Below are 26,557 nucleotides of genomic sequence, written 5' to 3'. Positions count from 1 at the left end.
ATATTCTGTAAACTTTTATGTTATTTGGAAAAAGTATTTATAATATAGGATATATCATCACAAAAGTGAGGCATGGACCCGATATAGATTCGGATCCATGCCTACTAAAAATGTTATTTAAATCAGAAAAGCTCAAAAAGCCCGGCTGTTCGTTTATTGAATTCATCTAAGTTGATAGCAGCATCTACTGCTTCACGTACTTTCCTTTCTTGTTCTGCGTATTTTGCTGCAAAATGTTTTGCACCTGCCATCGTTGCTTTGTACTTTTCTACGATTGCTTCAATATTCTTTTCTTCTACTTCTGTCGGATGACAATGCTGAGCAATATCGAAAATTTCATCACCAGGACGATTTCCATCAGGAAAATACACGTGCGGCTCCGTACTGTCAAAAATACAGAATTTCAATTCAGGGATAATGACCATATCAATCGAATTGGAATCCAGTCCGCACCAAACGAGTTGTACATCAAAGCCTCTGCTTATCGCTTCATTGGCTAATTTCTTCATCATCGAAGATTTCCCTGTTCCGGGATACCCTTTAATAAACAATCTCTTTTCAAGGTTTTGCGTAATGCTTTGTACTGTGTCTTGCGCTCCTGTTGGGGTTAATGTTCCGAGTAAGCGATGAGTAAGCTGGCCGGATTTCTGCCGATTCGTTTCGCCAAACAGATCGTTCGTCAACTCCGCAAACTGCTGATCCAACCCGCTCCATTCCATTTGCTTTCTCGTTTCCACTTCCCAGTCATCATGAATGTGAATAGCATCTGCAAGCTTGGCAAAGCATTGGTCATAATAGGCTTGTTTCGATTCGTTTACTGAAGACAAATTTCCATACAATGAAATGTATTGTTCATCCAAACAGTCATTCAGGGAAATGACATGATCCCGTATCCCCGGCAGTACCGGTTCTATTGACGGGTTTGTCGCTTGAACAATTAAAATCTGATGAGGGGCTTGAATATAAACAGCCTCGACCGTATTTTCAAATAAAGGATCATGGAAAAGCTCAATGTGGGCACCTTTTTCACAGTAATGAGAGCTAATTTTCTGCAGTAACTCAGAAACTTTGAAACCGTGTGCTCCCTTTAATAAATACACAGCTTTTGCTTCATCCATTAACTCTTTATAAATATTTTTAATACCCTGCCCTGTCATTGCCTGGCCGAAGAAATGTTTTGTCGTGCTAATAATGTCATCCTTCCATAACCTTGTTAACCTTATTTTTATGTTAACCGGCAAGAAAAGTTGCCATTTGCATTTTTATACATTCTATTTTCTGTTTATGCCTTAGTAGACCCGAAAAACAGTTTACGGACTTGGATAATAACTAACGGCACCAAAGATAATCCGTAAATCATTAAATATTGATTACTCGTCAAATTAGCAACCTCAAATAACCCGTTGATCAGTACAAAGTTCAGTATTGTAAACCCGAGTAAAAAGGCGATCCAAACTGCCAAATTTGAGAAAATCCCTATTTTAAAAATGGATTCTTCCGATCGGCAATTAAATCCATGCAGTAACCTTGATAAACATAATGTTGCAAACGCCATCGTTGTTGCGACTGCTGTATCGCCTGTCGATAAGCCAACTTGGAAGGCGATAATTGTGACTGCTGCAATTATCAGGCCTTCAAAACCTACTTGAGATACGAATTTTTTATTTAGGAGTGACTCATTTATGTGACGCGGTTTTTCCTTCATCAATTTCTTATTATGCGGTTCCAAACCAATCGCAATTGCTGGAAGACTATCCGTTAATAAGTTGATAAACAGCAGATGAATCGGCAGAAACGGAGCCGGCAAAGCAAAAAGCGTCGCATATAAAACAACGAAAATGGCCCCTGCATTCCCGGATAAAAGGAATTTAATTGCGTTTTTAATATTGGCATAAATACTTCGTCCGTTGGAGATCGATTTGACGATTGTTAAAAAGTTATCGTCGGTTAAAATCATTGCTGACGCATCTTTAGCCACTTCTGTTCCGGTTTTCCCCATTGCCACACCAATTTCAGCCTGTTTTAAAGCCGGGGCGTCATTTACCCCATCCCCCGTCATTGCGACAACATGTCCCTTTTCTTGCCAAGCCTTTACAATACGGATTTTGTGCTCTGGAGATACACGAGCATAGACAGAGAAGCTTTCCACCTTATTTTTCAATTCCCGATCCGAGAGCTTTTCAATTTCCTTTCCTTCAATTGCTTCATCAGGACTTTTTAATATACCGAGCTGTTTCGCGATCGCAATTGCTGTAATTTTATGGTCCCCTGTAATCATGACAGGTTTAATTCCCGCTTCAATACAATCTGCAACTGCCTGTGCCGATTCATCGCGCGGAGGATCCATCATCGCGATTAAACCGACAAATGTTAAGCCTTGCTCGTCCTTTTCACTTATATGAGAAGAAAAGACATCTTTATACGTAATGGCAATTACGCGTAACCCGGCATTCGAAAATGCGGTATTCGCCTGATTAATCTTTTCTAGCTGCTCGTTTGTAATAATTGTACCGCTGCTTGAATCGACGCGACTAATACGGGGAAGAAGCTCGTCCACTGCCCCTTTAGTAATCATGATATTACGGTTCCCCATACGGTGAACAGTACTCATCAATTTTCGAGTAGAATCGAAAGGAATCTCTCCTACACGCGGATGAAGCCCGCGTATCAGTTGCTCACTCATTTCAAATTCATGTCCTAACTTTACAAGCGCAAGTTCTGTTGGATCTCCTATTGTTTTATCCCTTAGCATCATAGAATCATTGCAAAGAATTGCGAAATCGAGCAGTTTTTTATGACTCGGATTGGCCGGCTCCAGCTCGCTAGATGAGAAAAACTGCTCCCCCGTATAAATTTCCTGAACAGTCATCTTGTTTTGTGTCAGCGTCCCTGTTTTGTCTGTACAAATAATCGAAACACTTCCCAAACTTTCTACTGCCGGCAATTTGCGGATAATCGCATTTTCTTTTGCCATATTTTGAGTCCCTACTGCCAAAACAATCGTCACAATCGAACTTAACGCTTCAGGGATTGCCGCAACTGCCAATGAAACTGCAAACATAAAGGAATCAATCATCTCGCGCCCGCGAATAATATCCAGTGCGAAGATAATAATACAAATAAAGATAATTCCAATCGCAAGACGTTTCCCGAATTTATCAAGATTAACTTGCAAAGGAGTTTTTTTCTCTTTCGCATTATCGATCAGCTTAGCAATTTTTCCGATTTCTGTATTCATTCCAATTGAAGTAACAGCCACCGCTCCACGTCCATTTGTTACAAAGCTGCCGGAGTACACCATGTTTTTTCTGTCTCCCAGTGCAAGCTCTGTTTCATGAATAGTATTGGCTACTTTATCGACTGCCAAAGATTCGCCTGTTAACGAACTTTCATTTATTTGCAAACTGTAACTTTCAACTACTCGTCCATCCGCACTAATAGAGTCGCCCGCTTCCAAAATGAGCAAGTCCCCTACAATTACATTTCTAGATGGGATTTCCAAAATCTCTCCATTGCGTTTTACTTTTGAAACGGGTGCCGACATTTCTTTTAAACTGTTCAATGATTTTTCAGCTCGTGCATGCTGAACGGTTCCCAGAATGGCATTTAATATTATGACGACTAAAATGACAATGGAACTGTCCATATCTCCAAGGAATATCGAAACAATTGCCGCAACAATTAAAATGAGTACTAAAAAATCCTGAAACTGCTCCAAGAAAACTTGAAAAATATTTTTCTGTTTTCCTTCTTTTAATTCGTTATATCCATACTTTTTCTGTCGGCCACGAACTTCGTAATCATTTAACCCATATTGCGTCACATCTAACTTTTTCATTACCTCTTGTACAGATGCTTGGTAATATTCTGTTACTTTCATTTGAAACCTCCTTTAAGTCATTTGAATGGTGCAAATAACTATTTTGAGCAATCCCATTTAAAATAGAATAACTCTCCCAAAACACTGTATGAGAGTTTCAGTATGAAAATGAAAACTTCACAACAAAAATCTCTTAAAAAATTTTGTTTTATACATAAAAAAGAGGCTGGGACAGAAGTAGAAATTTCATAAACTAAGGAGAAAAACCTTATTAAGAAACGGATATTTTATAAAATTGATTGGAATGGAGGGCGACTCCTGCGGGAATAGCGTGACGCCTGAGACTACAGGCTCAGGCCACGCCCGCGGAAAGCGTCCCGGAATGGAAATCAATTTTTACCTCAGCAAAAAAATGCCATTTTTGGGTTATGTCCCACCCTCTTAAAGGGAGCTTTTTATTAATAAACTAAATATGCTATTTAAATGATTCTCTTCTAGCTTTGGCTGCTTTTCTTTCTTTGATTTGTTCTTCTAGTTCGGCAATGGCTGTTCTGCGACGCGCATTTTTCTCTTCAATATTTTCCAATTCATCAGGAAGTGCAAACTCTTTACTAATTTCAGCTTCGTGTATATTTTCTTTTGTATTGTTAATCATTTTCCCTAAACTTATTGCATTTTCCGACCCTTTGTTAAACACTTCATGTCTGTTGTTTTTCATCACTATTCCTCCTTTTCGATGATAAATTTAGTTTGTTTTCCTTCACTTTATTTATTCCAACATAATTTTTCTTTATTTCGTCACAGATGTCATATTTTTGTTATACAAATACAATAAAATAATAATAAAAAATGCAAAAAACACCTTCAAAGCCTTGATACAATAGGTTTTTTCATATAATTTGCTACTTTACATCTTATTTACATCTTTATTAAAATGACATTTTGCTAATAATTATGCGCTATAGTATGGATAAGTTCAAAACAAGTAGTTAGCCTTCATCATGATTCCACCTTTGCAGAAAATCACAGCTGCTAGCATGAGCGAACGCATAACTATACATAATTAATTTGAACAAATTTGACTAACACCTCTTTGCCGATTACGTCACAGCGTAATTGTATCCAAACGTTGGATATCCACCCGAGGTTTTAACTTCATTTAGCGAGTGTTTATAACACACACTTGAAACAATATAGACACTTCCTCCAGCCATCTTGCAACCTTTCATAGAGGTGGGAAGATGCTACTAAAAGAAGTTAAACACAAAAAAGCTCCAGCTATTTCCCAATAGTAGCTGGAGCTTTTGATATTTTATTCTTTTTTACCATAGCGTTTCGGTGCCTGCATAATGGCATCCCACACGCCGCTAAATGGCGGTGCATACGCTAAGTCCAAATTCAGTAGTTCCTCGAAGGTCATTTCATTGTATAGTGCTGTCGCAAATACATCGATGCGTTTATCGACGCCGTGCTTCCCGACAATTTGAAGACCCACAAGTTTGCGGCTATGTTGTTCAACGAGCATTCGTAGCTTCATCGGCTGGACATTCGGATAATAGCTCGCAATATCATTTACTTCCATCACATACGCTTCAACAAGTGCATTTAAACGATCTGCAGCTTCATTATTTAATCCTGTCATGCCGATGTGCAGGTCGAAAAACTTCAAGATGGATGTTCCGACAATACCGCGGAACTTCTGATTAAATCCGGCTATGTTCAACCCGGCAATTCGCCCCTGTTTATTTGCCGTCGTCCCAAGCGGTAAATAATCATCCTTTTGGTTTACGCGATTAAAATGAGAGGCACAGTCCCCAGCCGCATACACATTGGGAATCGAAGTCTCCATTTGCTCATTGACGATAAGTGCACCATTTTCCAGCTTGGCAAAACCTTGTGCAAACTGTGTATTTGGACGCACTCCTGTTGCGACGATAACGAGGTCTGTAGTATGCACACCACTATTTGTCCGAACAGCCTCCACAAATTCGGTTCCTACGTAGCCAATCGTATCTTCATTTAATAAAACTTCCACACCGTTTTTGATTGCTTCTTCATATATAAGTTCAGTCAGCTGCGTATCTAAAATCGACATTAAGTTGCTTCCACGTTGAATGAGACGTACATCGAGACCTCGCTCCCGTACTGTTTCGACAACTTCCAGACCAATATATCCTCCACCGATGACCGTTACGTGCTTCACATTCGGTAACTGTTCCATCAGTTCATTCATTTGCGGAATTGTTTTTACTGTATGAATCCCTTTTAAATGGGCATTTTCGATTTTCGGCATTGTCGGTGATGCCCCTGTGGCGATGAGCAGTTTATCGTATATAAATTCGAATGGCTCATTGCTGTTTACATCAGTCCCACACACTTTTTGCAGTTTCGTATCAACTGCAGTCACTTCATGGAAAATGCGGGCATCAATTCCGTATTTCGAACGAAACTCTTCAACATCCCTTGCAATCAATTCTTCTGCATGAGGGACTTTTCCGTTAATTACGTAAGGCAATCCGCATTGTCCATACGAATAGACCTCTCCTTTTTCCAATACGACAACATGGGCGGATTTATTGTTACGCACGATTTCCATAGCCGCACTCATCCCCGCCGCGTCGCCGCCTATAATTACAACTTTCATAGCTGATCCACTCCTCAATACACTTTTCTCTTCTTTATAAAATGCCACCGAAAATTATTTCTATTAATAGCATACCATTACTATTGTTTCGTAATCCTATGTATTCCCAAAATATGTTACACTAACTATCAGAAAAATCCCATATTTCTTTCGTCTGCATACACCGGACGAAAGAAATAAAGCCTCCGGCGGATGTCATGGATTCGATAAGCACATCTTTGCGCCGGTGCGCAAGGCCGAATCCAGACGCAATTACGCCAAGGCATAATTGGTAAAAAAGGAGAATATTGAATGACTAAAACAACGATTGGCATTATCGGCACTGGTGTTGTCGGTGAACGCATTATTAACCAGGCACTGCAAAACGAACATTATGAAATTGCGGCAATTTTCGATACAAATGAAGCACGTACAGCGCAATTGGCGTCTAAATATAATGTACCCACTACTAATGATTTACAAGCGTTATTAAATTTAAAACCGGACTGGGTGTACATCGGCACACCGCCTGTCAGTCATGCAACACTTGCCGCAGAAATTGCAAAGCATGGATTACATATTTTATCGGAAAAACCGCTTGCCCATGATGCAGAAGACGGAGAAACAATGGTACGCATTGCAAATGAAGCAAATGTTCAAACAGCGATGCACTTTCCTTTAATGTACGGTGCAGCAGTCTACCAGCTAAAACAAGAGCTGGCAACAGGTATGGGCAATATTACACGTATTGAACTACATACGTATTTTCCTGAATGGCCTCGTAAATGGCAGCAAAATCCTTGGATTGCTTCACGTGAGCAAGGTGGCTTTATTCGGGAGATTTTCCCGCATTATTTGCAATTAACGCATCATTTATTCGGTGATGTTGATATTTTGGCGCATGAAACTACTTACCCTGAAAATGAAGCACTTTGTGAAACTGGGGTATCTGCTTTAGCAAAAACAGCAAGTGGTATTCCAATGGTCATGAACGGTCTTGCAGGTATTGGACAGGAAGAGCGCATCGACTTTAAAATTTTCGGTACAGAAAAAGTCGTAACATTGCGCAACTGGTCCGAAGTTTATATCAGCAAAGCATATGAACCGGAAGTGAAAATAACATCTGACGAAACTCCTGAAACAATGCTCGATGCATGCCGAAAAGTCCTTTTAGGAGAGGAAGCATTTTTCGTACCATTTCAGGAAGGCCTAAAAGTGCAGCGCTGGATTGATGAATTGCTGAAATAACAATTGGTATTATGGAGCTGTTTGGAAAGCGGATTAACTTTCCAAACAGTTTTTATTTCGGATTCTGAAATATTTAAATTGTAAATACCCCTCTTGTATACTAAAATAATTTTAATATTCTTTTTATTATGTCATTAAAATTAAAAGGGGAATTATTTGTGGACTTTTTACATTATCCGTATCCAAGTAAGCGGAATACGGTCATCGCCAATCGAGGTATGGTCGCAACATCTCAGCCGCTCGCAGCACAGGCAGGACTGGATATTTTAAAAAAAGGCGGCAATGCAGTCGATGCAGCGATCGCAACAGCGGCGGCACTAACTGTCGTTGAGCCTACATCAAACGGAATCGGCGGCGATGCATTTGCGCTCGTCTGGATGAAGGATGAACTTTACGGGTTAAACGCTTCAGGACCTTCTCCTAAGTCGTTTTCCAAAAAAGCCTTAACCGAACGCGGACTTGATCAAATTCCGATGCATGGAGTTATTCCTGTTACTGTTCCAGGTGCTCCATCAGCATGGGCGGCCTTGTCAAAGCGGTTCGGGAAGCTGCCACTGAGTGAAGTATTAGCCCCTGCCATCTCGTATGCAGAAGAAGGATATCCGATTTCTGTAACGCTCGGACACTACTGGCAATCGGCCTATAAAAAGTATAAAAAGAATTTTACATCCGAAGAATTCCAGCACTGGTTTGAAACATTTTCCATTGATGGACGGATGCCGGAAATTGGTGAAGTGTGGAATTCACCAGCACATGGAGATACATTGCGCAAAATCGCCAAAACAAATGGGGAGGCTTTCTATAAAGGCGAAATTGCAGACAAAATTGATGCTTTTATGAAAAAACATAACGGCTTTCTTACAAAGGACGATTTGGAAAGCTATGAACCGGAGTGGGTAAACCCGATAAAAGTGCATTACAAAGGCTATGATGTATGGGAAATCCCGCCGAATGGCCAGGGCATTGTTGCACAAATGGCGCTGAATATTTATCAGCATGCCGAATCGAAGTGGCATGATGCCGAGACACTACATAATCAAATCGAAGCGATGAAGCTTGCGTATACGGACGGTAAAGCATTTATCACAGAAACAATTGATATGCCGATAAATGTCGAAACACTATTATCTAAAACTTACGGAGAATCACGCTTTGCCGAAATCAGCAGTACAGCACTCGAGCCGAAACCATTCGATATTCCAAAAGGCGGCACCGTGTATTTGGCAACAGCCGACGCAGATGGGAATATGGTATCGTACATCCAAAGTAACTATATGGGCTTCGGTTCAGGCGTGGTCATTCCGGAAACGGGGGTAGCACTTCAAAACCGCGGCTATGACTTTTCATTGGATGAAGCACATCCGAACTTCTTAAAGCCTGGAAAACGAACATTCAATACAATTATTCCAGGATTCTTGACGAAGGATAATGAAGCGGTCGGACCGTTTGGTGTAATGGGGGGTTATATGCAGCCTCAAGGGCATTTCCAGGTCATTACATCCACAGTCGATTTCGCACTCAACCCGCAAGCAGCACTCGATATGCCGAGATGGCAATGGATCGGTGAAAAGCACGTTGAAGTCGAGCCACACTTCCCTAATTATTTAGTGCAGGCATTGCAGCGGAAAGGGCACGACATTCGAGTTGCAGTCGACGGCGGCAGTTTTGGACGCGGCCAAATAATTTGGCGGGATCAGAAAACAGGCGTGTTATACGGTGGAACAGAGCCACGAACAGATGGCGCAATTGCCGCTTGGTAAAAGATATTCATACAACAAATCAGGCGTATCCCATTGAATTGGTTTTACGGGATTGGTTCAAATCAGTTTAAAACGAAATATATAGACTAAAAAAAGGTAGCGAATGCGCTACCTTTTTTATGCAGATTATTCAGCTTCTGTTTCACTAGAATCAGCAGATAATTCCTCTTTGCAAAACGCCAGAATCATCCCTTCTTCGTCTTCTTCCAATGCAAAATCCAAAAACTCATTATTTTCTTTATCGATAATAAAATAGTTCACGATGCGTACGTTATCGTCAATTATCCCTACAATTACTCGAATTTCTAATCCTGCAGCGGAATACAGTTCATCTTCCTCATCCACTTCTACATCTAATAAAAACTCATAGCGTTTACCTTCAATAATCTTTGTCGGATCTAAAATTTCTTCTATTGAAAATTGCGTAATATTCATATTCATGCTCCTTCCGGGAAATGCTTCTATTTTATCATAAACGAAAATTGCCCCGCGTCAAATAACAATCATTATTTACACCGTGACAGCAACGTTTTCATATGACAAACTAGAAATTAAGGAGTGATGGACTTTGAAAAATCGATTATATTACAAAGATGCAATGATGAAGGAATTTACGGCACAGGTTGTGAAAACAGGCAAAGATGACACGGGAAACTTCATCGTATTAGACAATACGGCCTTTTATCCTACAGGTGGCGGACAACCCCATGATACCGGCTGGATTAATGATGTGGAAATTATCGATGTTGAGAAAATTAATGAGGAAATTCGTCATTATACGGCAGCCGATGTGTCGAATATTTCCGGGGAAATATCCGGGAAACTTCATTGGTCGCGCCGATTCGACCATATGCAACAACATGCGGGGCAACATATTTTATCAGCGGCCTTTGTTGAATTATTCGATATGGCGACAGTGAGCTTCCACCTAGGAACAGAGCTTGTCACAATCGATTTAAATGTTGGTGAAGTATCAGAAGATCAGCTGGCAGCAGTGGAAAAACGGGCTAACGAAATTATTTTGGAAAACCGACCTATTGAAACAAAGTGGGTAACAAAAGAAGAATTAGCACAATATAACCTGCGGAAAGATGTAAAAGTCGACGAAGATATCCGTCTAGTTATAATCCCTGATTATGATTACAACGGCTGTGGCGGCACACACCCTACTTCTACCGGACAAGTAGGCTTAATTAAGATTTTAGCTACCGAGAAGATGAAGAAGCAGATTCGTGTACATTTCGTATGCGGGAATCGCGTATTACAGCAGCTGGCAATGCGCAAACAGGTCTTAAGCGATGTGGCACGACAGTTGAGTGCATCGGAAGAAGAAGCAGCTAATACGTTGCGCAAATTCACGAAAGCAGCAAAACAAACAGAGAAAAGTTTAACGGAAGCACAAGATACCCTTCTTGAATTCGAAGCAAAAGAACTGGCAAAAGAAACCGTTGCAGCCGTGACTTTCGAAAACCGTTCGATCCAAAGCCTGCAGAAGCTTGCCCGTTTTATTACACAGCAAAATGATGAGGCAATTGCCCTGCTCGTTGCCAATAATGAAGACAAGCTACAATTTGTTGCGGCACGCGGAAGTGAACAAACGAAATCGATGAAAGATATTTCTGCAGCTGCTTTACCGCTTATTAATGGTAAAGGCGGCGGCAATGATGCGCTTGTACAAGGTGGCGGTGAGAAGGCAATAACTGCAGAAGCATTGATTAAGGCAATGAAGGAAGCAGTTCAATAAAGTGAAATTTCAATCCGGGAGGTTTTCCTCCACGGATTGTTAGTTGAACCAATCGGGTTTTTACGAGGAGAAGATCTCCCGCATCTCCCTTTGCCCTGCCTAAATATGAAGGCTGGATCTTACTAACCGTTAATGCGGGATAAAACGAAAGAAGAAGCGATAGAGGGTACCCTCTATCGCTTCTTCTTTTTATTCTGCACGCAGTCCATTCATCCCGCGACGAATGTTTGTTATATCGGTATAACCGAGCTTTACGAGTTCCTTGCACGCTTTATTACTGCGTGCACCGCTTTGACAAATGACAACAATTGGTCGATCTTTCGGCAAATCTCCTAAATACGTTCCAAGCGGACGATTAATAAACTGAGGAATATGAGCCTCTTTATATTCTTTTTCCGTACGGACATCCACAAATACATATTTCTTATCATCCAGTAAAGGCTGCAGTTCTTTTACCGTCATATATTTCACGCCTTTTTTTGGCATAAAACGCACGATCATTACAATGATTCCCACCATTGCAAGTAGTGTAATAATCCCTTCCATTTGCATACTCCTAAGATCTGTTTTCACTTATTTTACGATAATCTGCATAAGCTTACGAATATTTTGCGCTTTAAGAACGGGAATGCCGTCCTTTATTGAAGGTTTGGAAATATATTAGAACTTTTTGCAGATTATTAGAACAAGGGAATACTTTATTTGAAAAGTTCGTCAGGTTATTAGAAGAACAAGGGCCAATTTTAGAACTTCTTGATTATTTATTAGCACATTCAAAATATATTAGAGCTTTTCCGAGTTTATTAGAAACACGCAGCATATATTAGAAAACTACTAATTAGTCTTTCCTTTTCAACTCAACCACGTAAATTTCAGGCAGATTAAAGATTCGGTAAGGAAACAGGCTGTTCCCCAACCCCCGATTTACAATCATTTCCGTGTCCTGCTGTTCATAAATACCTGCTGTGTATGTTGGCATGAAACCTTGAGTTGGCGCAAAAAGTCCGCCGATAAATGGCAGACGAATTTGTCCACCATGTGCATGCCCTGTTAACACTAGGTCAATGTCCTTTTCAACATATGTTTCAAATACCTCAGGACGGTGTGACAATAGCACTTTAAATGCATCTGGATTCATATTGTACAGTGCTTCATCGATCGACTGTCCCACTTCTTTTCCCATTAACGGGTCCTCAATACCCGCAATGACAATGTGCTCTCCATTGCGCTCCAACTGTACCGCATCATTCGGTAACACATGGACGCCCAGCTCATTTAAAGCCGCATAAATTTCATCTGTTAAATTCAATGCAACTTCGTGGTTGCCCAGAACATAGTAAACATCCGCAATATCGACTAACTGACGCACAGCCTGCAAGCTGTTTTCCAAGTCATAGCGGCGACTATCCACTAAATCGCCCGTTATGAAAATAGCATCCGGTTTGGTAGCCCGCACTTTTTTCACTAATCGCGATTGATTTTCCCCAAATGTCGCATCATGCAGATCGGTTACTTGGGCAATCCGGTAGCCATCAAAGCTCTCCGGAATTTTCTCTGATTCATGTACATAATCGGTTGTGACAAGCCAATTATTATTTATATATAAAAATAGATAGACAACACCTATAAAAAGGATTAATTTCAATAACTTTTTCAATTTATTCGCTCAATTCATTGTGAGTTTTAAGCAGCGACTAATACCACCCATCTTTATCAATAATATTGAACTGTTTCGGAACATTCAAGTGTAAAATCCGTTTACCAATTAATTCGTTGAGTGGATTATTGTAGCTTTCGTACTCAGTAGAGTTTAAAAGTTCCATAGATAAACGCATTGATTTCGCTGTTATTTTCGTTTCGGTCTCTATAATGTATAGTTTATTGTCATCCCACTCGATTTTTGGTGCTTTAACATATGGCGAAATATAAACACGATTCAAATAAAGCGGTGTTTCGTAATAAGAAGCCTCTATTTTATTTTCGGCTGAATCCGTCCATGAAATAACGACCGGTAAGTAATAGCTGGTTTCATTACGTATGATTTCAATATTTTCTTCTTTCGCTTCAAATGTTTCCGTAAATTTTAAATGCTCTTCCTTTAAGCTTTCAAACCGGCGATTTTTTAAATCTTTCTCCAGCTGTTCGGTTTCCTCCATTTGCTCCTTTAAAACCTTATCTGAAGCTATCTTTTCCACATTGCCCGACACAAACAGCAAATATATAAACGCCATAATTCCACAACTAAGGTAAATAGCCGCAAACCAAAACGTACGCTTCGGCTTCCAGATTCGTATTTTTGTAATTAACAGGCTAGTAAAAATCATAACTATACCTAGTATTAGAACAAGAAACATAACCCCACCTATCATTGGCGTGTCACCTCCCTTTTTCGACGGATCAACGCAATTAGAAGCCATAAAATTACGACATAAACAGCACTTCTCCCAATAATTTGCATTGTTCCATTACCAAAAACAAATTGCCATGTATCAAATGTATATTGACGAATTAGTAAGAACATACCGACAGCGAGTATGATAAAAGCAATCTTTGAGAAATTGAACACGGCATGCAAAAAATAGCCGACTGATGCAGCGAGTAATGTACAAACAATAAAACCGATAATTGCAATAAATGAAATATTAGAGTCGTAATACAAACTTTGATCTCCTGTACTCAACAGATTGATTAAAACGGAAATCGTTAAAGTACTAACCGCAGCTGCAAGTGTAAAAACACATAATACTATAAGGAATATTCCGGTTGATACAACTTCCGTCAGATTTGTCGTTACAATCGAGTAGTTTTGCCGGGAAAGCTGCTTTGAAGCGAGCATCCATCCTAAAATCAGCATTAGCATGATTGTATAGATAAAAAATCCGTCCAGTGAATAGAATTGCTCTTCATAATTCACAAAACTGGTTCCTGTTCCTAACGAGCCGCTCATACCACCTGAAAGTAACCCCATTAAAATATATACAATCAGCACCGTACTGAACATTGAACTGTACGCCTTACATTTCCACTTCACCTGCTCATAAATATTACGCATTGGACTTACTGTTACGATAGATGTCATCAACGGAACCCCCTTTCGATGTCGTCAACACTTTGCATACATCACTTGCCGATAGATTTTGCATTCTTACTCCTTCAGGTAATGGCAACTCACTGTTTTTAACAATTGCTTCGAAAATTGGGCCGTTTTCATATGTCGCAAGTACTTCATACGCTTTTAAAGCCGGCTCCACATTCTCTTTTTGCCCTACAAGCTTGATGGCAAGACTCTGCACTTCTTCAACAGGAGCGAATAACTCGACTTTGCCTTCATGCAACAGCAAAATTTCTTCAATTAAATGCTCCATTTCATTTAAATAATGGCTTGAAATGATCATAATACGCGGATACGCCAGGAAATCCTTTAAAATGATGCGGTACATATCATCACGGATTGTCTCGTCCATGCCGTTCATTGGCTCATCCAGCAAAGTAATCGCACAGCGGCTAGCAATGCCGTAAATTAAATTGAACACCGCTTTTTGACCCTTTGAAAGATAGTGGTGGTGATTTTTGTCGGATATGCGGCTAAACTTCAATAGTTCAAACGCTAAATCCGTTGCAAAGTTTTTATAGAATTTTTCACCCGACTTCAAAATTTCCTCTAAATTCATCACAGACGGAAATGTTATTCCATCTTCGATAAATATCGTATTCGCGGCAACCGTTAAGTTTTGAAATGGTCTTTTACCAATAACTTCTGTTTTCCCAGCCGATGTTTTTACATGACCTGCCAGTATTTTCAGCAATGTCGACTTGCCAACACCATTGCGCCCAATCAGCCCAATAATTTTCGGCTCTGTAATTTCAAAAGATAACTGTGTCAAAATCGTTTTCCTGCCGTATCGTTTTTCCACTTGTTCGCATACAATCATTCGCTCACCCCTCCTTTTGAATATGTTTGATCAACTCAATCAAATCTTCATCCATCACGCCTAAACGTTTTGCCTCTTCTACGATTTCCTTTGCCATCTTCGTCAATGTATCACTTCGTCTTGTTGTTAAGATACGATATTTTGCATCCCCGACCACAAACATTCCAAGCCCTCTCTTTTTATATAGAATTTCTTTTTCAACTAAAATTGTCAGGCCTTTTCCGGCAGTTGCCGGATTAATATTAAAAATTTCAGCAAGCTGATATTGGGAATAAACTTTCCCTTCCGGTAGCAGCCGATCGGCCAATATCTCATTTTCGATCCATTCCGCTACTTGCATATAAATAGGCATTGTACTTTGTGTATTAAAAATCAAAGGGATCCTCCTTTCAAAGTTATCCAGTACATTAGTGTTGTAATGTACTATATAAAAAACGAGCTTATTTGTCAATAAATCGAGAAATATTATCCACATATACTATTTATCCACAAAGTTATACACATTAACGTCAATTATCCACAATTTAATCACGATTTTTCAACAGGTTGCAATCCACTTATCCACATATTAATATCTTGAAATTCTATTTTAGAACAAGATATTAAAAAAATATTCGAATATATATTCATTTGTTCTATAAAATGTCACATTTTTCTACAATAAACGTAGCCATTTCATATAAAAAAGGAATAATTTTAACTTTACGTATTAATCTTTCGCAAAAAATATTAAACCGCTCCTTTTCTATTGATATTTACAAAACTTTATCTACAAGTTATCCACACCTCTTTCTTTTTTATCCACTAAAAAAAGCATTCTAAAAGTGACATGCCATCACTTTTAAAATGCTTTTCCATTCATTATTTAATTTCTTTCAATGTAGCTTCTACTTCTTCTTTCACTTGCAAATTTTCTTCGCCAAACAAGATTTCATTTAATGCATCGTCTCCAGAACCTTCAGCTAGCGGTACGCGTGAACGATATGCCGCGCGACAGACTAAATGCCCGGAAACTGGTGCTGTAATAAATACGAAGATAATCCCTAAAATGAGGCGAATACTCACATAGCCATCATGGATCCAAAAGTAAATGAACCCACCGAACAAACAAAGCAATACAGAGAGTGTCGCACTTTTCGTTGCAGCATGTGAGCGTGTGTACACATCTGGTAAACGGATCATGCCGAATGCGCTAATGACACTCACAATTGCTCCTAACAAAATAAGAAGTGCCGCCATTAATTCAATCAGCTGATTTACGTTCAACAATGACACCTCTTTCGATATATTTCGAGAATGCAATCGTTCCGATAAATGCTAAAATCCCTAATATTAAAATGGCTTCTAAAAATGCCTTTGTTTTTAAAACAATTGACACGATGGCGATCGCAGAAATTAAATTAACACCAATTGTATCAAGAGCGATTGCACGGTCAGGCAGTGACGGCCCCTTTATCACACGAAATAAGGATAGACCGATTGCCACCATAAATAGAACAAGTGCCGCCTTAAGAATCAAATCGATCATTGTGTCACCTCCAAAATGGCACGTTCAAACTTGCCGATTGAACGGAGTACCGTTTCTTTCGATTCTTCTATATCCATCGCGTGAATATAAAACGTACTGTTATCTTCTGAGACTTCCATTACAACAGAACCCGGAGTTAACGTTAATAACAGGGCCAATGTCGTTACTTGGTAGTCTCCTTCTAATTTTGTTTCATAAGTGAAAATACCTGGTGTAAAATTCATCTGTGGATCTAGCACTTGTTTTAATACAGAAACACTTGATGAAAGCAGCTCTCGAATAAATATTAGGATGAGCTTAATAATCTTTAATACACGACGCAAGTAAAACTGTGTTCCGAAAAATCGGTGCATAGCATATAAAATCAATGTTCCAACTAAAAATCCTGACATAAATGTCGTAAAGTCTGCAGTTGGATCATCCTTTAACAAAAACCAAAGCGCCGCAATAAATAAATTAATAATAAATTGACCTAACAAGTGCTCACCCTCCTTTATTTATTCGTATTTAAAACCGCATCAATGTAAACAGCAGGGTTTGATAATGTGTATGCTGCATCATTAACATAGACCGCCAGCCCTTCTGCGCCAACTCCCAAGCCAACGATACAAATCGTCAATAGTATGAACGATACCATCGCACCACGTGGCATCCGAATTTTGTCCTCTTCATTAATCGATGTTTCTCCAAAAAATGAAGCAAGGAAAATACGCAATAATGAATAGAGTACGATGATACTCGAGCCAAATGCCAATGCCAATAAAATATAGGCCTCTGCTTCAACAGCACCCTGGCCAATCAATACTTTCCCGATAAATCCGCTTAACGGCGGAATTCCGACAAGTGCACACATCATAATAAAGAACAGCCAGCCGAATAATGGATAAATTCGAATTAAACCATTCATATTTTTTACGACAATTTCCCCTGTTAATAGCACCATTGTTCCAATAAGTAAAAACAGTAACGCCTTACCGAGCATGTCGTGGATTAAATAATAGACCGCTCCTGCCATTGCGGATTCTGTTCCAATCGCAAGTGCCACCAGTATAAAGCCAACACTAATGATGACGTTATAAGTAGCAATTGTCCGAACATCTCGTCCGGAAAATGCGCCCATACAACCCGCTATAATCGTCAGCCCTGCCATCACACCGATGGCCGTATGCGTAATTTCCGGCTGTAACGGGAACATGAGCGTGAACGTACGGAACAATGCATACATGCCGACTTTTGTTAACAATGCCGCAAATAATGCCTGTACTGCTGTTGGCGGCACACTGTATGAACCAGGCAGCCAAAAGAACAGCAGCAAGCCTCCTTTTAAAGCAAAAACAATTAGGAAAACAAGTGCGACAACCGTTAATAACGGGTCTTGACCGGCTTCTGCAACACGCTGTGCAATATGCGCCATATTAAGCGTCTTTAGCGTTCCATACAAGAATGCCAGTGCAACGAGGAAAATCCAGGATGCGACAACATTAATGAGCACATACTTGATTGACTCGCGCAGCTGTATCTTTCCACCGCCAAGAGCAACAAGGACGTATGACGCAAGAAGCATTACTTCAAAACAAACGAATAAATTGAAAATATCGCCTGTTAAAAACGATCCGTTTACACCTGCTAGTAAGAATAATACAAACGGATAGAAGTACATTTTTTCATGACGCTCGCCGATTGTGGAAAAGGCATAAATTAAACAGAACATCGTAACAAGACTTGCCGTTAAAACAAGGAGTACCGAAAACGAATCGGCAACAAATAAAATACCGAACGGCGGTGCCCAGCCACTAAAGTCTATACGCATAATACCTTCTGTCTGAATAAGCTGCAGCAGGACAACAGAAGTCCCCACTACGAAAATCATTGTCACTAAACTTACAACCCGCTGAAGTTTAATATTATTATTTAAAAATACTAACAATGCGGCCGTTATAATCGGCACGATCATTGGTAAAACAATTATATTATTCATCTGATGACCCTCCAAGTTCCCCTAGATCATCGGTTCCGTTCATTAAATACATTCGATAAGCCAGTACGAGTAAAAAGGCCGTAACAGCAAAACTAATAACGATTGCTGTTAAAATCAATGCTTGTGGCAAAGCGTCGGTATATGGTGCAGCCGCCTGACCTAATAGCGGCACACTCCCTTTTTTTAACCCGCCGACCGTCAATAACAATAAATGAACGGCATGAGATAAAATGGCGGTGCCGACAATCACACGTATGACACTACGAGAGAGGATTAAATAAGTAGCGACTGCGACTAGAATGCCGACAAGTACAATCATTAATGATTCCATACTAATCATCCTCACTTATATTTAAAATAATCGTTACGAGCGTACCGACAACCGTCAATGCGACACCTGCTTCAAAAATCGTAACAGTGGACAAATGCTTTTCTCCTATTAACGGGAGATTATAATAGCCAGCTGTCTGTGTTAAAAATGGTACGTCAAAGAAAATCGAGGCAATGGCCGAACCGGTCGCCAGCAATACACCGATTGCCGCCACTTTTTTAAAGTCGAACGGCATCCCCTTATGCACCGTTTCAATATCGTACGTCAAATATAACAGGACAATCCCCGAGCCAAGCACTAACCCGCCGATGAATCCTCCGCCTGGAGCATTATGTCCTGCAAAAAATAAATACATACCAAGCGTAAAGACGATGAAAACAACGCCTCGTACAACTGATTTTAAAATAACATCATTTACTTTCAACGTCTCCATCCCCCTTTTTCGCCTTAAGCTTAATAAGTGTGTAGACGCCTAGACCTGCAATGAAAAGTACAACTACTTCAAGCATCGTATCAAATGCACGGAAATCGCCTAATATCGTGTTGACGATATTTTTCCCGCCTGCCAGATCATACGAGTCCTCAAAGTATTTCGAGATTGGTTCAAAACGATCGTAATTCATTACAGCTAATCCAATCAGTGTCACGGTTGCACCGACCGCAACCGAAATTGTCACCTTTGCAAAACGCCAGCTTTTCGAAATATACTCATTTTTAAGCTTCGGTAAATATTTGAATGATAGTAAAAACAGTGCTGTTGTAACCGATTCAACGACAAGCTGCGTCAGCGCCAAATCAGGAGCTCTAAATACTACGAAGAAAAAGGCAACAGAATACCCGAGTACTCCATTCAACAGCACGACTGTAATACGCTGCTTTGCAAAAATAATCGCAATTGCAGCCGCAATCATAACGAATACAAGAACTAATTCATATGGCTCAATCACCGAGTCTTTCGAAGGATTCCAGCTGAATACTTCCGCATAAATCATATACCCTGCCAGTAGCGTTACAAAAAATACATAGATATAAACGAAATAATACGTTAAATTACCGTTCATATAACGGTTTGTTACACGTCCTGATACACTCTCACTTGAATTAATCACACGTTCATAAATCGCATTTAGCGTAAAGCTTTGCGGTATCCACAGATAGACAGGACGCCATTTTTTTAATGTACGGTATAAGAAAACCCCTACAACAATGACACCAAACGTCATAATAAGTTCCGTATTTATATAACCATGCCATGCTGCGATATGAGGCGTCATTTCCTCTACAGATGGGAACATTGGGTAAATGCTTGCCATCGCCGGACTTAAAATATAATGTCCCAAAACATTCGGGAATATAAAAATTCCAATAACGAAGGCAACTAAAATAAATGGTGAAATTAACATACCAAACGGCGCTTCATGTGGCGGCTTTTCCAAACGATCCGGCTGTATTTTCCCGAAGAATGTACGCATAACGATAATGACACAGTAAATAAACGTAAATACACTGGCCACCCAAGCGATAATCGGGAATAAAAGACCGATGCTATCAAGTGAGAAAATATCAAGCTGTGTAATTTTTAATGTAGCTGTAAAGAACATTTCCTTACTTAAAAAGCCATTGAATGGTGGTAACCCTGCCATTGAGGCACTTCCGATTACGGCAATCGTGAATGTAAACGGCATTAACGACATCAATCCGCCTAATCGACGAATATCGCGTGTTCCTACTTCATGGTCGACTATTCCGACCATCATAAAGAGCGCGCCTTTAAATGTCGAGTGGTTGATTAAATGGAATAATGCAGCAAATGTAGCCTGCGTATAAATTACCGACTGTGTTGAATAACCAAAATGCAGTGCTGCTGAACCAAGACCGAATAAAGACATAATCAGTCCAAGCTGACTAATTGTGGAGTATGCTAGCAATGCCTTTAAATCATACTGGCGGACCGCATTGAAGGAGCCCCAGAATAATGTAAGAAGACCTACCCCGCTCACTGCCCAAAACCATACCTCGTGCCCGCCAAAAATCGGTGTTGTACGAGCTACTAAGTAAATACCCGCTTTTACCATCGTTGCAGAGTGTAAATAAGCGGAAACAGGTGTCGGTGCCTCCATTGCATCCGGCAACCAAATATGGAACGGGAACTGTGCCGACTTCGTAAACGCACCTAAAAGTACAAGACACATTGCCGGTACAAAATAAACGCTCGATTGAACGACATCCAAATTCGCAATAATTTCGCGAATACTAAACGTTCCTGATGCAACATATAACATTAAAAAACCAGCCAGCATCGCAACACCACCAGAAACCGTAATGGTCATTGCTTTTCGTGCGCCTGCACGAGATGCTTTACGATGATGCCAAAATGCGATTAATAGGAATGACGATACACTCGTTAATTCCCAAAATACATAAAGCACCATTAAGTTATCTGAAAAGACGACGCCTAACATCGCGCCCATAAATAATAGTAAATAGCAATAGAAATGGTGTAATGATTCTTTCGTTGATAAATAGAAAATTGAGTAAAGTATTACTAAACTGCCTACCCCAGTAATGAGTAAGCTAAAAATCATACTCAAGCCGTCTAAATAAGTAGTAATATTAATACCGAAAGTGGGGATCCACTCAAATGTCCTAATGAATACTTCACCATTGGCAATTCGAGGGATATATGTAGCTAAAAGCGAAAATAAAGCAACAGGAACAAGTAAAACGAACCAGCCTAAATGGATATTCTTAAATTTCCTGTATATTAATGGGATTAATGCTGCAGCAAGAAATGGGAGCATAATCGAAAAAGCAACAACCAAAAGCGATAACCTCCTAACCGAGTGAGCCAATAAAAATATGTAAAGTTCGGCATTCGAACAATCACACTTGACTATCTATATAACTATCTTCATAATAATGTGGCATATGGGGAATATATTTTCCAACAACAGTAATTTAATAAAAATTACAAAAGCAAAAATATAACATAAAATTTACTGAATATAAATATGCATCATAGAAATAAGTATACAATAATGATGAGTGCATTGCACTGTAATAGCCTTCGTTTTATCTCAATTATGCTTAGTTTCTCAAAATATATTCGGATTTAATTCATTATTATAGGATAAGAAAAAGAGGTGCGAACTAAAATGAAACATGTTAAAGGCCGATTAGACGAAAGTATTTTGGTTTGTGTATATTACGGACAAAATGGTGAGCGTTTAATTCGCCGAGGACACAAGCTTGCTACATTACTTGACTGCCCATTATATGTGTTGACTGTTGATTCAAAGCCAATTGATGCATTTGATGCGGAAAAATCCGGCTATATCGAGCAGTGGAAAGAACTGACAGATGAGTTGGAAGTAGAACAGTTTATTATTAAGGATAATGAAAAGCGTCCATTCCATAAAGTCATTACAGAAATTGCAATGGACTTTAACATTACCCAAATCATCGTGGGTCAGAGTGCCCAAAGCCGCTGGGAGGAAATCACAAAAGGTTCTTTCTTGAATGTTCTCTTAAAAGAAGTACCATTCGTCGATTTTCATATAGTATCGGTAAAGCGTCCTTCTGAGGATGAACTGATCGATGTATACGAAAAAGGTGTTCGTGCTTATATAATCCAGGAAAATGATTATTATAAAGTCGTGTTTACATGCCCTAAAATTGTGGCACTTGAAGGAATTTTCTTTAAGGAAATTGGGACAGACTTCGATAATGGTATATTCAAGTTTAATTATAACGGGAAGCTTTTAGAAGCTGATATAACAGAAGGTACTGTTAACAACCCTGAAATTCTTCCTAAAGATCGCTTTACATCACTAAAACCTTAATACGAAAGCTGTTTCCAAGTTATTGGAGCAGCTTTTTTTTAGAATTTATAAATAGGAAGGATTATTAATATGAAATTTGAAGTGCCTAAAACAAAAAAACTATATGAACAAATAGCCGCTATTATAGAACAAAAAATTACGAACGGGGAAATTTCACCTGGCGATAAACTGGATTCTGTTGAACAGCTTGCAAAAAACTTTGAAGTTGGCCGCTCTGCTATTCGTGAAGCTTTAACAGCTCTTCAGGCTCGCGGTATTATCGAAATCCGCCAAGGAGAAGGAACTTATATCCGCAAAGTAACGGCCCAGGATATTTCATTGAACATTCCTACATATGCCTCCTTTTCACAGCAGGATTTACAACAAATATTTGAAGTACGAAAAATTCTAGAATTAGGTTTAATTCGAAATGCCGCAAAGCGCAGAACGGCTCGTCACCTTGAACAATTAAAAGAAGCGCTCATCAAAATGAACGATGCCTTGATCGATCCTGAGACAAGCAGTAACGCCGATATGCGCTTTCATGCAATCATCGCTGAAGCAGCGGACAACCCTTTACTCGTTTCGATGCTACAAAGTGTTTCAAAGCCGATTGCACAGCAAATCCAGCATACCCGTTCCATTTTATCCACTACTGATCATACGGCTTTATACAATTTGCATGAGGAACATACCGCTATTTATAGCGCTTTAGTAAATGCAGATGATGTACAAGCTAAACAAGCGATGGCAAAACATCTTGAAACAGTCGAATCATTACTTTTCGACAAATAATGTTTTAATTCAATATAATTCTCTTTAAATACTAATTTACAAAGTCATCAGATGACCTGTTGACTTAATTATCAGAAAGTTGTAAATTTAATGGAACAGGGGGGATTGGATGAATGTATCATTATTCGCTACATGTTTAGTCGATATGGTTCAAAGTAATATCGGGAAAAACACGGTTGAGTTGTTGGAACGCTTAGGTTGTACAGTAAGCTTTCCAAAAGGCCAAACTTGTTGCGGTCAACCAGCCTATAATAGTGGCTATGTAAAAGCCTCTAAAGAAACGATGAAAAATACAATTCAAGTATTTGAAGACGCAGAAGTCATCGTCTGTCCATCAGGTTCTTGTGCTTACATGCTAAAAGAATATGTTCATATTTTTAAAGATGAGCCGCTTTGGCATGAAAAAGCACAACGAATCGCAGACAAAACATATGAACTGACACAATTTATTGTCGATGTACTTAAAATTGAAAATGTCGGAGCAAAACTAAACGGAACGGCTACTTATCACCCTTCCTGTCATATGACGCGCTTATTGAAAGTACAGAAAGCTCCCCTCACATTGCTCCAGCATGTAGAAGGCCTTGAATTGCTGGAAATGCCTTTAAAAGAAAATTGCTGCGGTTTTGGCGGGACATTTTCTATTAAAATGGGCCAAATATCTGAACAAATGGTAGATGAAAAGATTGCTTCTGCTGAGCAGATTGCTGTCCACTACTTAATCGGGGCTGATGCAGGCTGTCTTATGAATATCGGCGGACGGATTGACCGGAAAAACATTGACATTAAAACAATGCATATCGCAGAAATATTGAATAGCCGTTAATAGAGAGGAGGATGTGTATCAAATGGCGATGAAAATCAGTCAGCAAAAATTTAATGAACGCCTTTCGTCCAACTTGGAAAATGATTTTATGCGTGGTGCCGTAGCCGGCGCACAGCACCGTTTTCAAACGAGACGAAGCGCCGCTGTAGATTCTTTAAACTGGGAAGAATGGCGCAATCATGGAGAAGAAATCCGGCAGCATGTACTGGAAAATCTCGATTACTATTTATATGAATTGAGTACAAACGTCGAAGCGCGAGGCGGCCATGTATTTTTTGCACAAACTGCTGAAGAAGCTACTGAATACATTTCAACAATTGCCAAACAGAAAAATGCTAAAAAAATTGTGAAAGCAAAATCGATGGTAACGGAAGAAATCAATTTAAACTCACACTTGGAACAACTTGGATGTGAAGTGATTGAAACGGATTTAGGCGAATATATTTTACAGCTTGATGACCATGACCCGCCTTCCCATATCGTGACACCGGCACTTCATAAAAACAAAGATCAGATACGTGAAGTATTTGAACAAAAAATTGGTTATACAGCTTCCTCTCAACCTGAAGAACTTGCACTGCATGCCCGCAAAGTTTTACGCGAACATTACTTAACGGCGGATATAGGTATTACGGGCTGCAATTTTGCCGTTGCTGAAACGGGTTCTGTTTGTTTAGTAACAAATGAAGGCAATGCGGATCTTGTAACAGCCTTGCCGAAAACACAAATTTCCGTCATGGGGATGGAGCGTTTAGTACCAACATTTGAAGAAATGGAAGTACTCGTCGGTATGCTAACACGCAGTGCAGTTGGCCAGAAGCTGACGAGCTATATTACCGTCTTGACAGGCATAAAAGAAGCGCTTGAAGTCGATGGTCCGGAAGAATTCCATTTAGTCATTGTGGACAATGGACGCTCTTCGATTTTAGGCGGCGAATTTCAGTCAATTTTACAATGCATCCGTTGTGCTGCCTGTATTAACACATGCCCTGTTTATCGCCATGTTGGCGGCCATACGTACGGTTCCATCTATTCGGGTCCTATTGGGGCGGTATTATCACCGTTATTAGGAGGATATGATTATTATAAAGAGCTGCCTTACGCTTCCACTTTATGTGGTGCATGCACAGATGTATGCCCAGTGAAAATTCCGCTACACCAATTGCTTCATAAGCATCGGGAAGTGATCGTTGAACGAGAAGGCCGTGCTCCGATTAGTGAAAGTCTACTGATGCAGGCATTTGGAATGGGAACTTCATCGCAATCAATCTATAAGCTAGGTACTAAAGTAGCCTCAACGGTTATGAAGCCGTTCACGAAGAACGAGAAAATTACTAATGGTCCTGGTCCGTTGAAAAACTGGACAGCGTATCGCGATTTTCCATCATTACAAAAAGAGCGTTTCCGTGACTGGTTTGAACAGTATAACAAAGGAGGCAATCCCAAATGATTCAAAATCGAGAATCGTTTTTACAGTCAGTCGCTGCTCGTCTCGGCAGATCCACTCCTTCTTTAACCAAACCGGAGCGAAACTGGAAGCATCTCCCTCAACACGAAGTATTGAAGGATGCTTCGATGGAAGAACTTATCGAAGTGTTGAGAGAACAATGTTTGAACATCCACACTACATTAAAGAAATGCACAAAGCAGCAACTGCCTGAAATATTAAATGAAACAATTGTAGACTATGGTGGTGGGCGAGTACTTTACAGCAATGATCCGCGGTTTGGAGTATTGAATGTGTTACCGGTTTTCGAGCAATTTGAACATTTAAAGTGGCAATCTGCAAACGGTAAGGAAAATATCGATTTTGCTGAACAGGCCAATGTCGGTGTCGTAATCAGCAACGTGACATTAGCGGAATCCGGCACAATTATGCTTCAAGCATCACCGGAAGTCGGCCGGACGCTTTCATTTTTACCTGAAAATTCTATTGCCATTATACCGAAAAGCAGCATCGTTCCCCGCATGACACAAGCTGCCCAGTTTTTACGAGAGCAGTCACATGTCTCGTCCTGTGTTAATTTTATTACAGGACCAAGCAACTCCGCAGATATCGAAATGAACTTAGTTGTCGGCGTACACGGGCCGGTGAGAATGACGTATATTTTGGTGGAGGATTATTAAAAAAGAACTTCGGACAATAAAATC

26 protein-coding genes are annotated in these 26,557 nt (G+C 39.8%); 8 read left to right on the top strand and 18 right to left on the bottom strand.

Annotated features, from left to right (window positions below; genetic code table 11):
• Nucleotides 1-122: 122 nt before the first annotated feature.
• The 4 genes from MHH37_RS00890 to MHH37_RS00875 form a co-directional block, all read right to left on the bottom strand.
• Nucleotides 123-1,241 carry a nucleotide kinase gene (locus tag MHH37_RS00890; protein ID WP_340734515.1) on the bottom strand — a complete coding sequence of 373 codons (1,119 nt, stop codon included), beginning with the start codon at nucleotides 1,239-1,241 and terminating at the stop codon, nucleotides 123-125.
• 41 nt (nucleotides 1,242-1,282) lie between these two features.
• Nucleotides 1,283-3,880: a cation-translocating P-type ATPase gene (locus MHH37_RS00885; protein WP_342574606.1), complete on the bottom strand. Its 2,598-nt coding sequence runs from the start codon at nucleotides 3,878-3,880 to the stop codon at nucleotides 1,283-1,285.
• A gap of 415 nt (nucleotides 3,881-4,295) precedes the next feature.
• Entirely contained in the window at nucleotides 4,296-4,538 is a 243-nt protein-coding gene (locus MHH37_RS00880) for a small acid-soluble spore protein Tlp (RefSeq protein WP_008407481.1), read from the bottom strand.
• Nucleotides 4,539-5,132: 594 nt separating this feature from the next.
• Complete coding sequence (locus MHH37_RS00875) at nucleotides 5,133-6,464, bottom strand: FAD-dependent oxidoreductase (RefSeq protein ID WP_065216244.1); 1,332 nt, start codon at nucleotides 6,462-6,464, stop codon at nucleotides 5,133-5,135.
• 291 nt (nucleotides 6,465-6,755) lie between these two features.
• Here MHH37_RS00875 and MHH37_RS00870 point away from each other — a divergent pair, with 291 nt between their 5' ends.
• Complete coding sequence (locus tag MHH37_RS00870; RefSeq protein WP_342574605.1) at nucleotides 6,756-7,691, top strand: Gfo/Idh/MocA family oxidoreductase; 936 nt, start codon at nucleotides 6,756-6,758, stop codon at nucleotides 7,689-7,691.
• 158 nt (nucleotides 7,692-7,849) lie between these two features.
• Nucleotides 7,850-9,451, top strand: a complete 1,602-nt coding sequence (locus MHH37_RS00865; RefSeq protein WP_342574604.1) for a gamma-glutamyltransferase family protein — start codon at nucleotides 7,850-7,852, stop codon at nucleotides 9,449-9,451.
• Between the two features lie 126 nt (nucleotides 9,452-9,577).
• On the opposite strand, the gene MHH37_RS00860 is transcribed toward MHH37_RS00865, so the two are convergent.
• On the bottom strand, nucleotides 9,578-9,886 hold the full coding sequence (locus tag MHH37_RS00860; protein ID WP_342574603.1) for a DUF6509 family protein: 309 nt from the start codon (nucleotides 9,884-9,886) through the stop codon (nucleotides 9,578-9,580).
• Nucleotides 9,887-10,019: 133 nt separating this feature from the next.
• On the opposite strand from MHH37_RS00860, the gene MHH37_RS00855 reads away from it, so the two are divergent.
• Nucleotides 10,020-11,195, top strand: a complete 1,176-nt coding sequence (locus MHH37_RS00855) for a DHHA1 domain-containing protein (protein ID WP_342574602.1) — start codon at nucleotides 10,020-10,022, stop codon at nucleotides 11,193-11,195.
• A 189-nt stretch (nucleotides 11,196-11,384) separates the two neighbouring features.
• Here the strand turns inward: MHH37_RS00855 and MHH37_RS00850 are convergent, their stop codons facing one another.
• The 13 genes from MHH37_RS00850 to MHH37_RS00790 all read right to left on the bottom strand — a co-directional run bounded on the left by MHH37_RS00850 (nucleotide 11,385) and on the right by MHH37_RS00790 (nucleotide 21,786).
• On the bottom strand, nucleotides 11,385-11,741 hold the full coding sequence (locus MHH37_RS00850; protein WP_014825040.1) for a rhodanese-like domain-containing protein: 357 nt from the start codon (nucleotides 11,739-11,741) through the stop codon (nucleotides 11,385-11,387).
• A 292-nt stretch (nucleotides 11,742-12,033) separates the two neighbouring features.
• Nucleotides 12,034-12,852 (bottom strand): metallophosphoesterase, encoded by an 819-nt coding sequence (locus tag MHH37_RS00845; protein WP_008407467.1) that lies wholly within the window; start codon nucleotides 12,850-12,852, stop codon nucleotides 12,034-12,036.
• Nucleotides 12,853-12,889: 37 nt separating this feature from the next.
• Nucleotides 12,890-13,519 (bottom strand): glucose-6-phosphate isomerase, encoded by a 630-nt coding sequence (locus MHH37_RS00840; RefSeq protein WP_342574601.1) that lies wholly within the window; start codon nucleotides 13,517-13,519, stop codon nucleotides 12,890-12,892.
• 41 nt (nucleotides 13,520-13,560) lie between these two features.
• Nucleotides 13,561-14,274 carry a silver transporter gene (locus MHH37_RS00835; protein WP_342574600.1) on the bottom strand — a complete coding sequence of 238 codons (714 nt, stop codon included), beginning with the start codon at nucleotides 14,272-14,274 and terminating at the stop codon, nucleotides 13,561-13,563.
• Entirely contained in the window at nucleotides 14,240-15,127 is an 888-nt protein-coding gene (locus MHH37_RS00830; protein ID WP_342574599.1) for an ABC transporter ATP-binding protein, read from the bottom strand. Before MHH37_RS00830 ends, MHH37_RS00835 begins: the two co-directional genes overlap by 35 nt.
• Before the next feature lie 4 nt (nucleotides 15,128-15,131).
• Nucleotides 15,132-15,503: a GntR family transcriptional regulator gene (locus MHH37_RS00825; RefSeq protein ID WP_008407460.1), complete on the bottom strand. Its 372-nt coding sequence runs from the start codon at nucleotides 15,501-15,503 to the stop codon at nucleotides 15,132-15,134.
• A gap of 485 nt (nucleotides 15,504-15,988) precedes the next feature.
• On the bottom strand, nucleotides 15,989-16,393 hold the full coding sequence (locus MHH37_RS00820; RefSeq protein WP_014825047.1) for a Na+/H+ antiporter subunit G: 405 nt from the start codon (nucleotides 16,391-16,393) through the stop codon (nucleotides 15,989-15,991).
• On the bottom strand, nucleotides 16,371-16,655 hold the full coding sequence (locus tag MHH37_RS00815; RefSeq protein WP_008407457.1) for a Na(+)/H(+) antiporter subunit F1: 285 nt from the start codon (nucleotides 16,653-16,655) through the stop codon (nucleotides 16,371-16,373). Before MHH37_RS00815 ends, MHH37_RS00820 begins: the two co-directional genes overlap by 23 nt.
• Nucleotides 16,652-17,134, bottom strand: coding sequence for a Na+/H+ antiporter subunit E (locus tag MHH37_RS00810; protein ID WP_008407456.1), 483 nt, complete (start codon nucleotides 17,132-17,134; stop codon nucleotides 16,652-16,654). Before MHH37_RS00810 ends, MHH37_RS00815 begins: the two co-directional genes overlap by 4 nt.
• Nucleotides 17,135-17,148: 14 nt before the next feature.
• Nucleotides 17,149-18,633, bottom strand: coding sequence for a Na+/H+ antiporter subunit D (locus MHH37_RS00805; protein WP_008407454.1), 1,485 nt, complete (start codon nucleotides 18,631-18,633; stop codon nucleotides 17,149-17,151).
• Nucleotides 18,626-18,964 (bottom strand): Na(+)/H(+) antiporter subunit C, encoded by a 339-nt coding sequence (locus MHH37_RS00800; protein ID WP_008407452.1) that lies wholly within the window; start codon nucleotides 18,962-18,964, stop codon nucleotides 18,626-18,628. The genes MHH37_RS00805 and MHH37_RS00800 overlap by 8 nt, the downstream gene beginning before the upstream one ends.
• Nucleotide 18,965: 1 nt before the next feature.
• Nucleotides 18,966-19,388 carry a Na(+)/H(+) antiporter subunit B gene (locus MHH37_RS00795; RefSeq protein ID WP_079523223.1) on the bottom strand — a complete coding sequence of 141 codons (423 nt, stop codon included), beginning with the start codon at nucleotides 19,386-19,388 and terminating at the stop codon, nucleotides 18,966-18,968.
• Nucleotides 19,375-21,786: a Na+/H+ antiporter subunit A gene (locus MHH37_RS00790; RefSeq protein WP_342574598.1), complete on the bottom strand. Its 2,412-nt coding sequence runs from the start codon at nucleotides 21,784-21,786 to the stop codon at nucleotides 19,375-19,377. The genes MHH37_RS00795 and MHH37_RS00790 overlap by 14 nt, the downstream gene beginning before the upstream one ends.
• Nucleotides 21,787-22,119: 333 nt before the next feature.
• On the opposite strand from MHH37_RS00790, the gene MHH37_RS00785 reads away from it, so the two are divergent.
• The 5 genes from MHH37_RS00785 (at nucleotide 22,120) to MHH37_RS00765 (ending at nucleotide 26,533) form a co-directional block, all read left to right on the top strand.
• The gene (locus MHH37_RS00785; RefSeq protein ID WP_014825050.1) at nucleotides 22,120-22,806 is read left to right on the top strand and encodes a histidine kinase; all 687 of its coding nucleotides are present in this window, start codon (nucleotides 22,120-22,122) and stop codon (nucleotides 22,804-22,806) included.
• 69 nt (nucleotides 22,807-22,875) lie between these two features.
• Nucleotides 22,876-23,580: a FadR/GntR family transcriptional regulator gene (locus tag MHH37_RS00780; RefSeq protein WP_342574597.1), complete on the top strand. Its 705-nt coding sequence runs from the start codon at nucleotides 22,876-22,878 to the stop codon at nucleotides 23,578-23,580.
• Nucleotides 23,581-23,689: 109 nt separating this feature from the next.
• Nucleotides 23,690-24,406 carry a (Fe-S)-binding protein gene (locus tag MHH37_RS00775; protein WP_008407443.1) on the top strand — a complete coding sequence of 239 codons (717 nt, stop codon included), beginning with the start codon at nucleotides 23,690-23,692 and terminating at the stop codon, nucleotides 24,404-24,406.
• 22 nt (nucleotides 24,407-24,428) lie between these two features.
• Nucleotides 24,429-25,856: a LutB/LldF family L-lactate oxidation iron-sulfur protein gene (locus MHH37_RS00770; protein ID WP_342574596.1), complete on the top strand. Its 1,428-nt coding sequence runs from the start codon at nucleotides 24,429-24,431 to the stop codon at nucleotides 25,854-25,856.
• A complete protein-coding gene (locus MHH37_RS00765; RefSeq protein WP_342574595.1) occupies nucleotides 25,853-26,533 on the top strand; it encodes a lactate utilization protein C in 681 nt (226 codons plus the stop codon). Before MHH37_RS00770 ends, MHH37_RS00765 begins: the two co-directional genes overlap by 4 nt.
• The last annotated feature ends 24 nt before the right edge of the window (nucleotides 26,534-26,557 follow it).

Origin of the sequence: Solibacillus sp. FSL K6-1781, assembly GCF_038630735.1 — a bacterium.
GTDB lineage: Bacteria > Bacillota > Bacilli > Bacillales_A > Planococcaceae > Solibacillus > Solibacillus silvestris.
The sequence above is the reverse complement of the archived record's forward strand: the minus strand, read 5'-3'. Positions and strand labels throughout refer to the sequence as shown.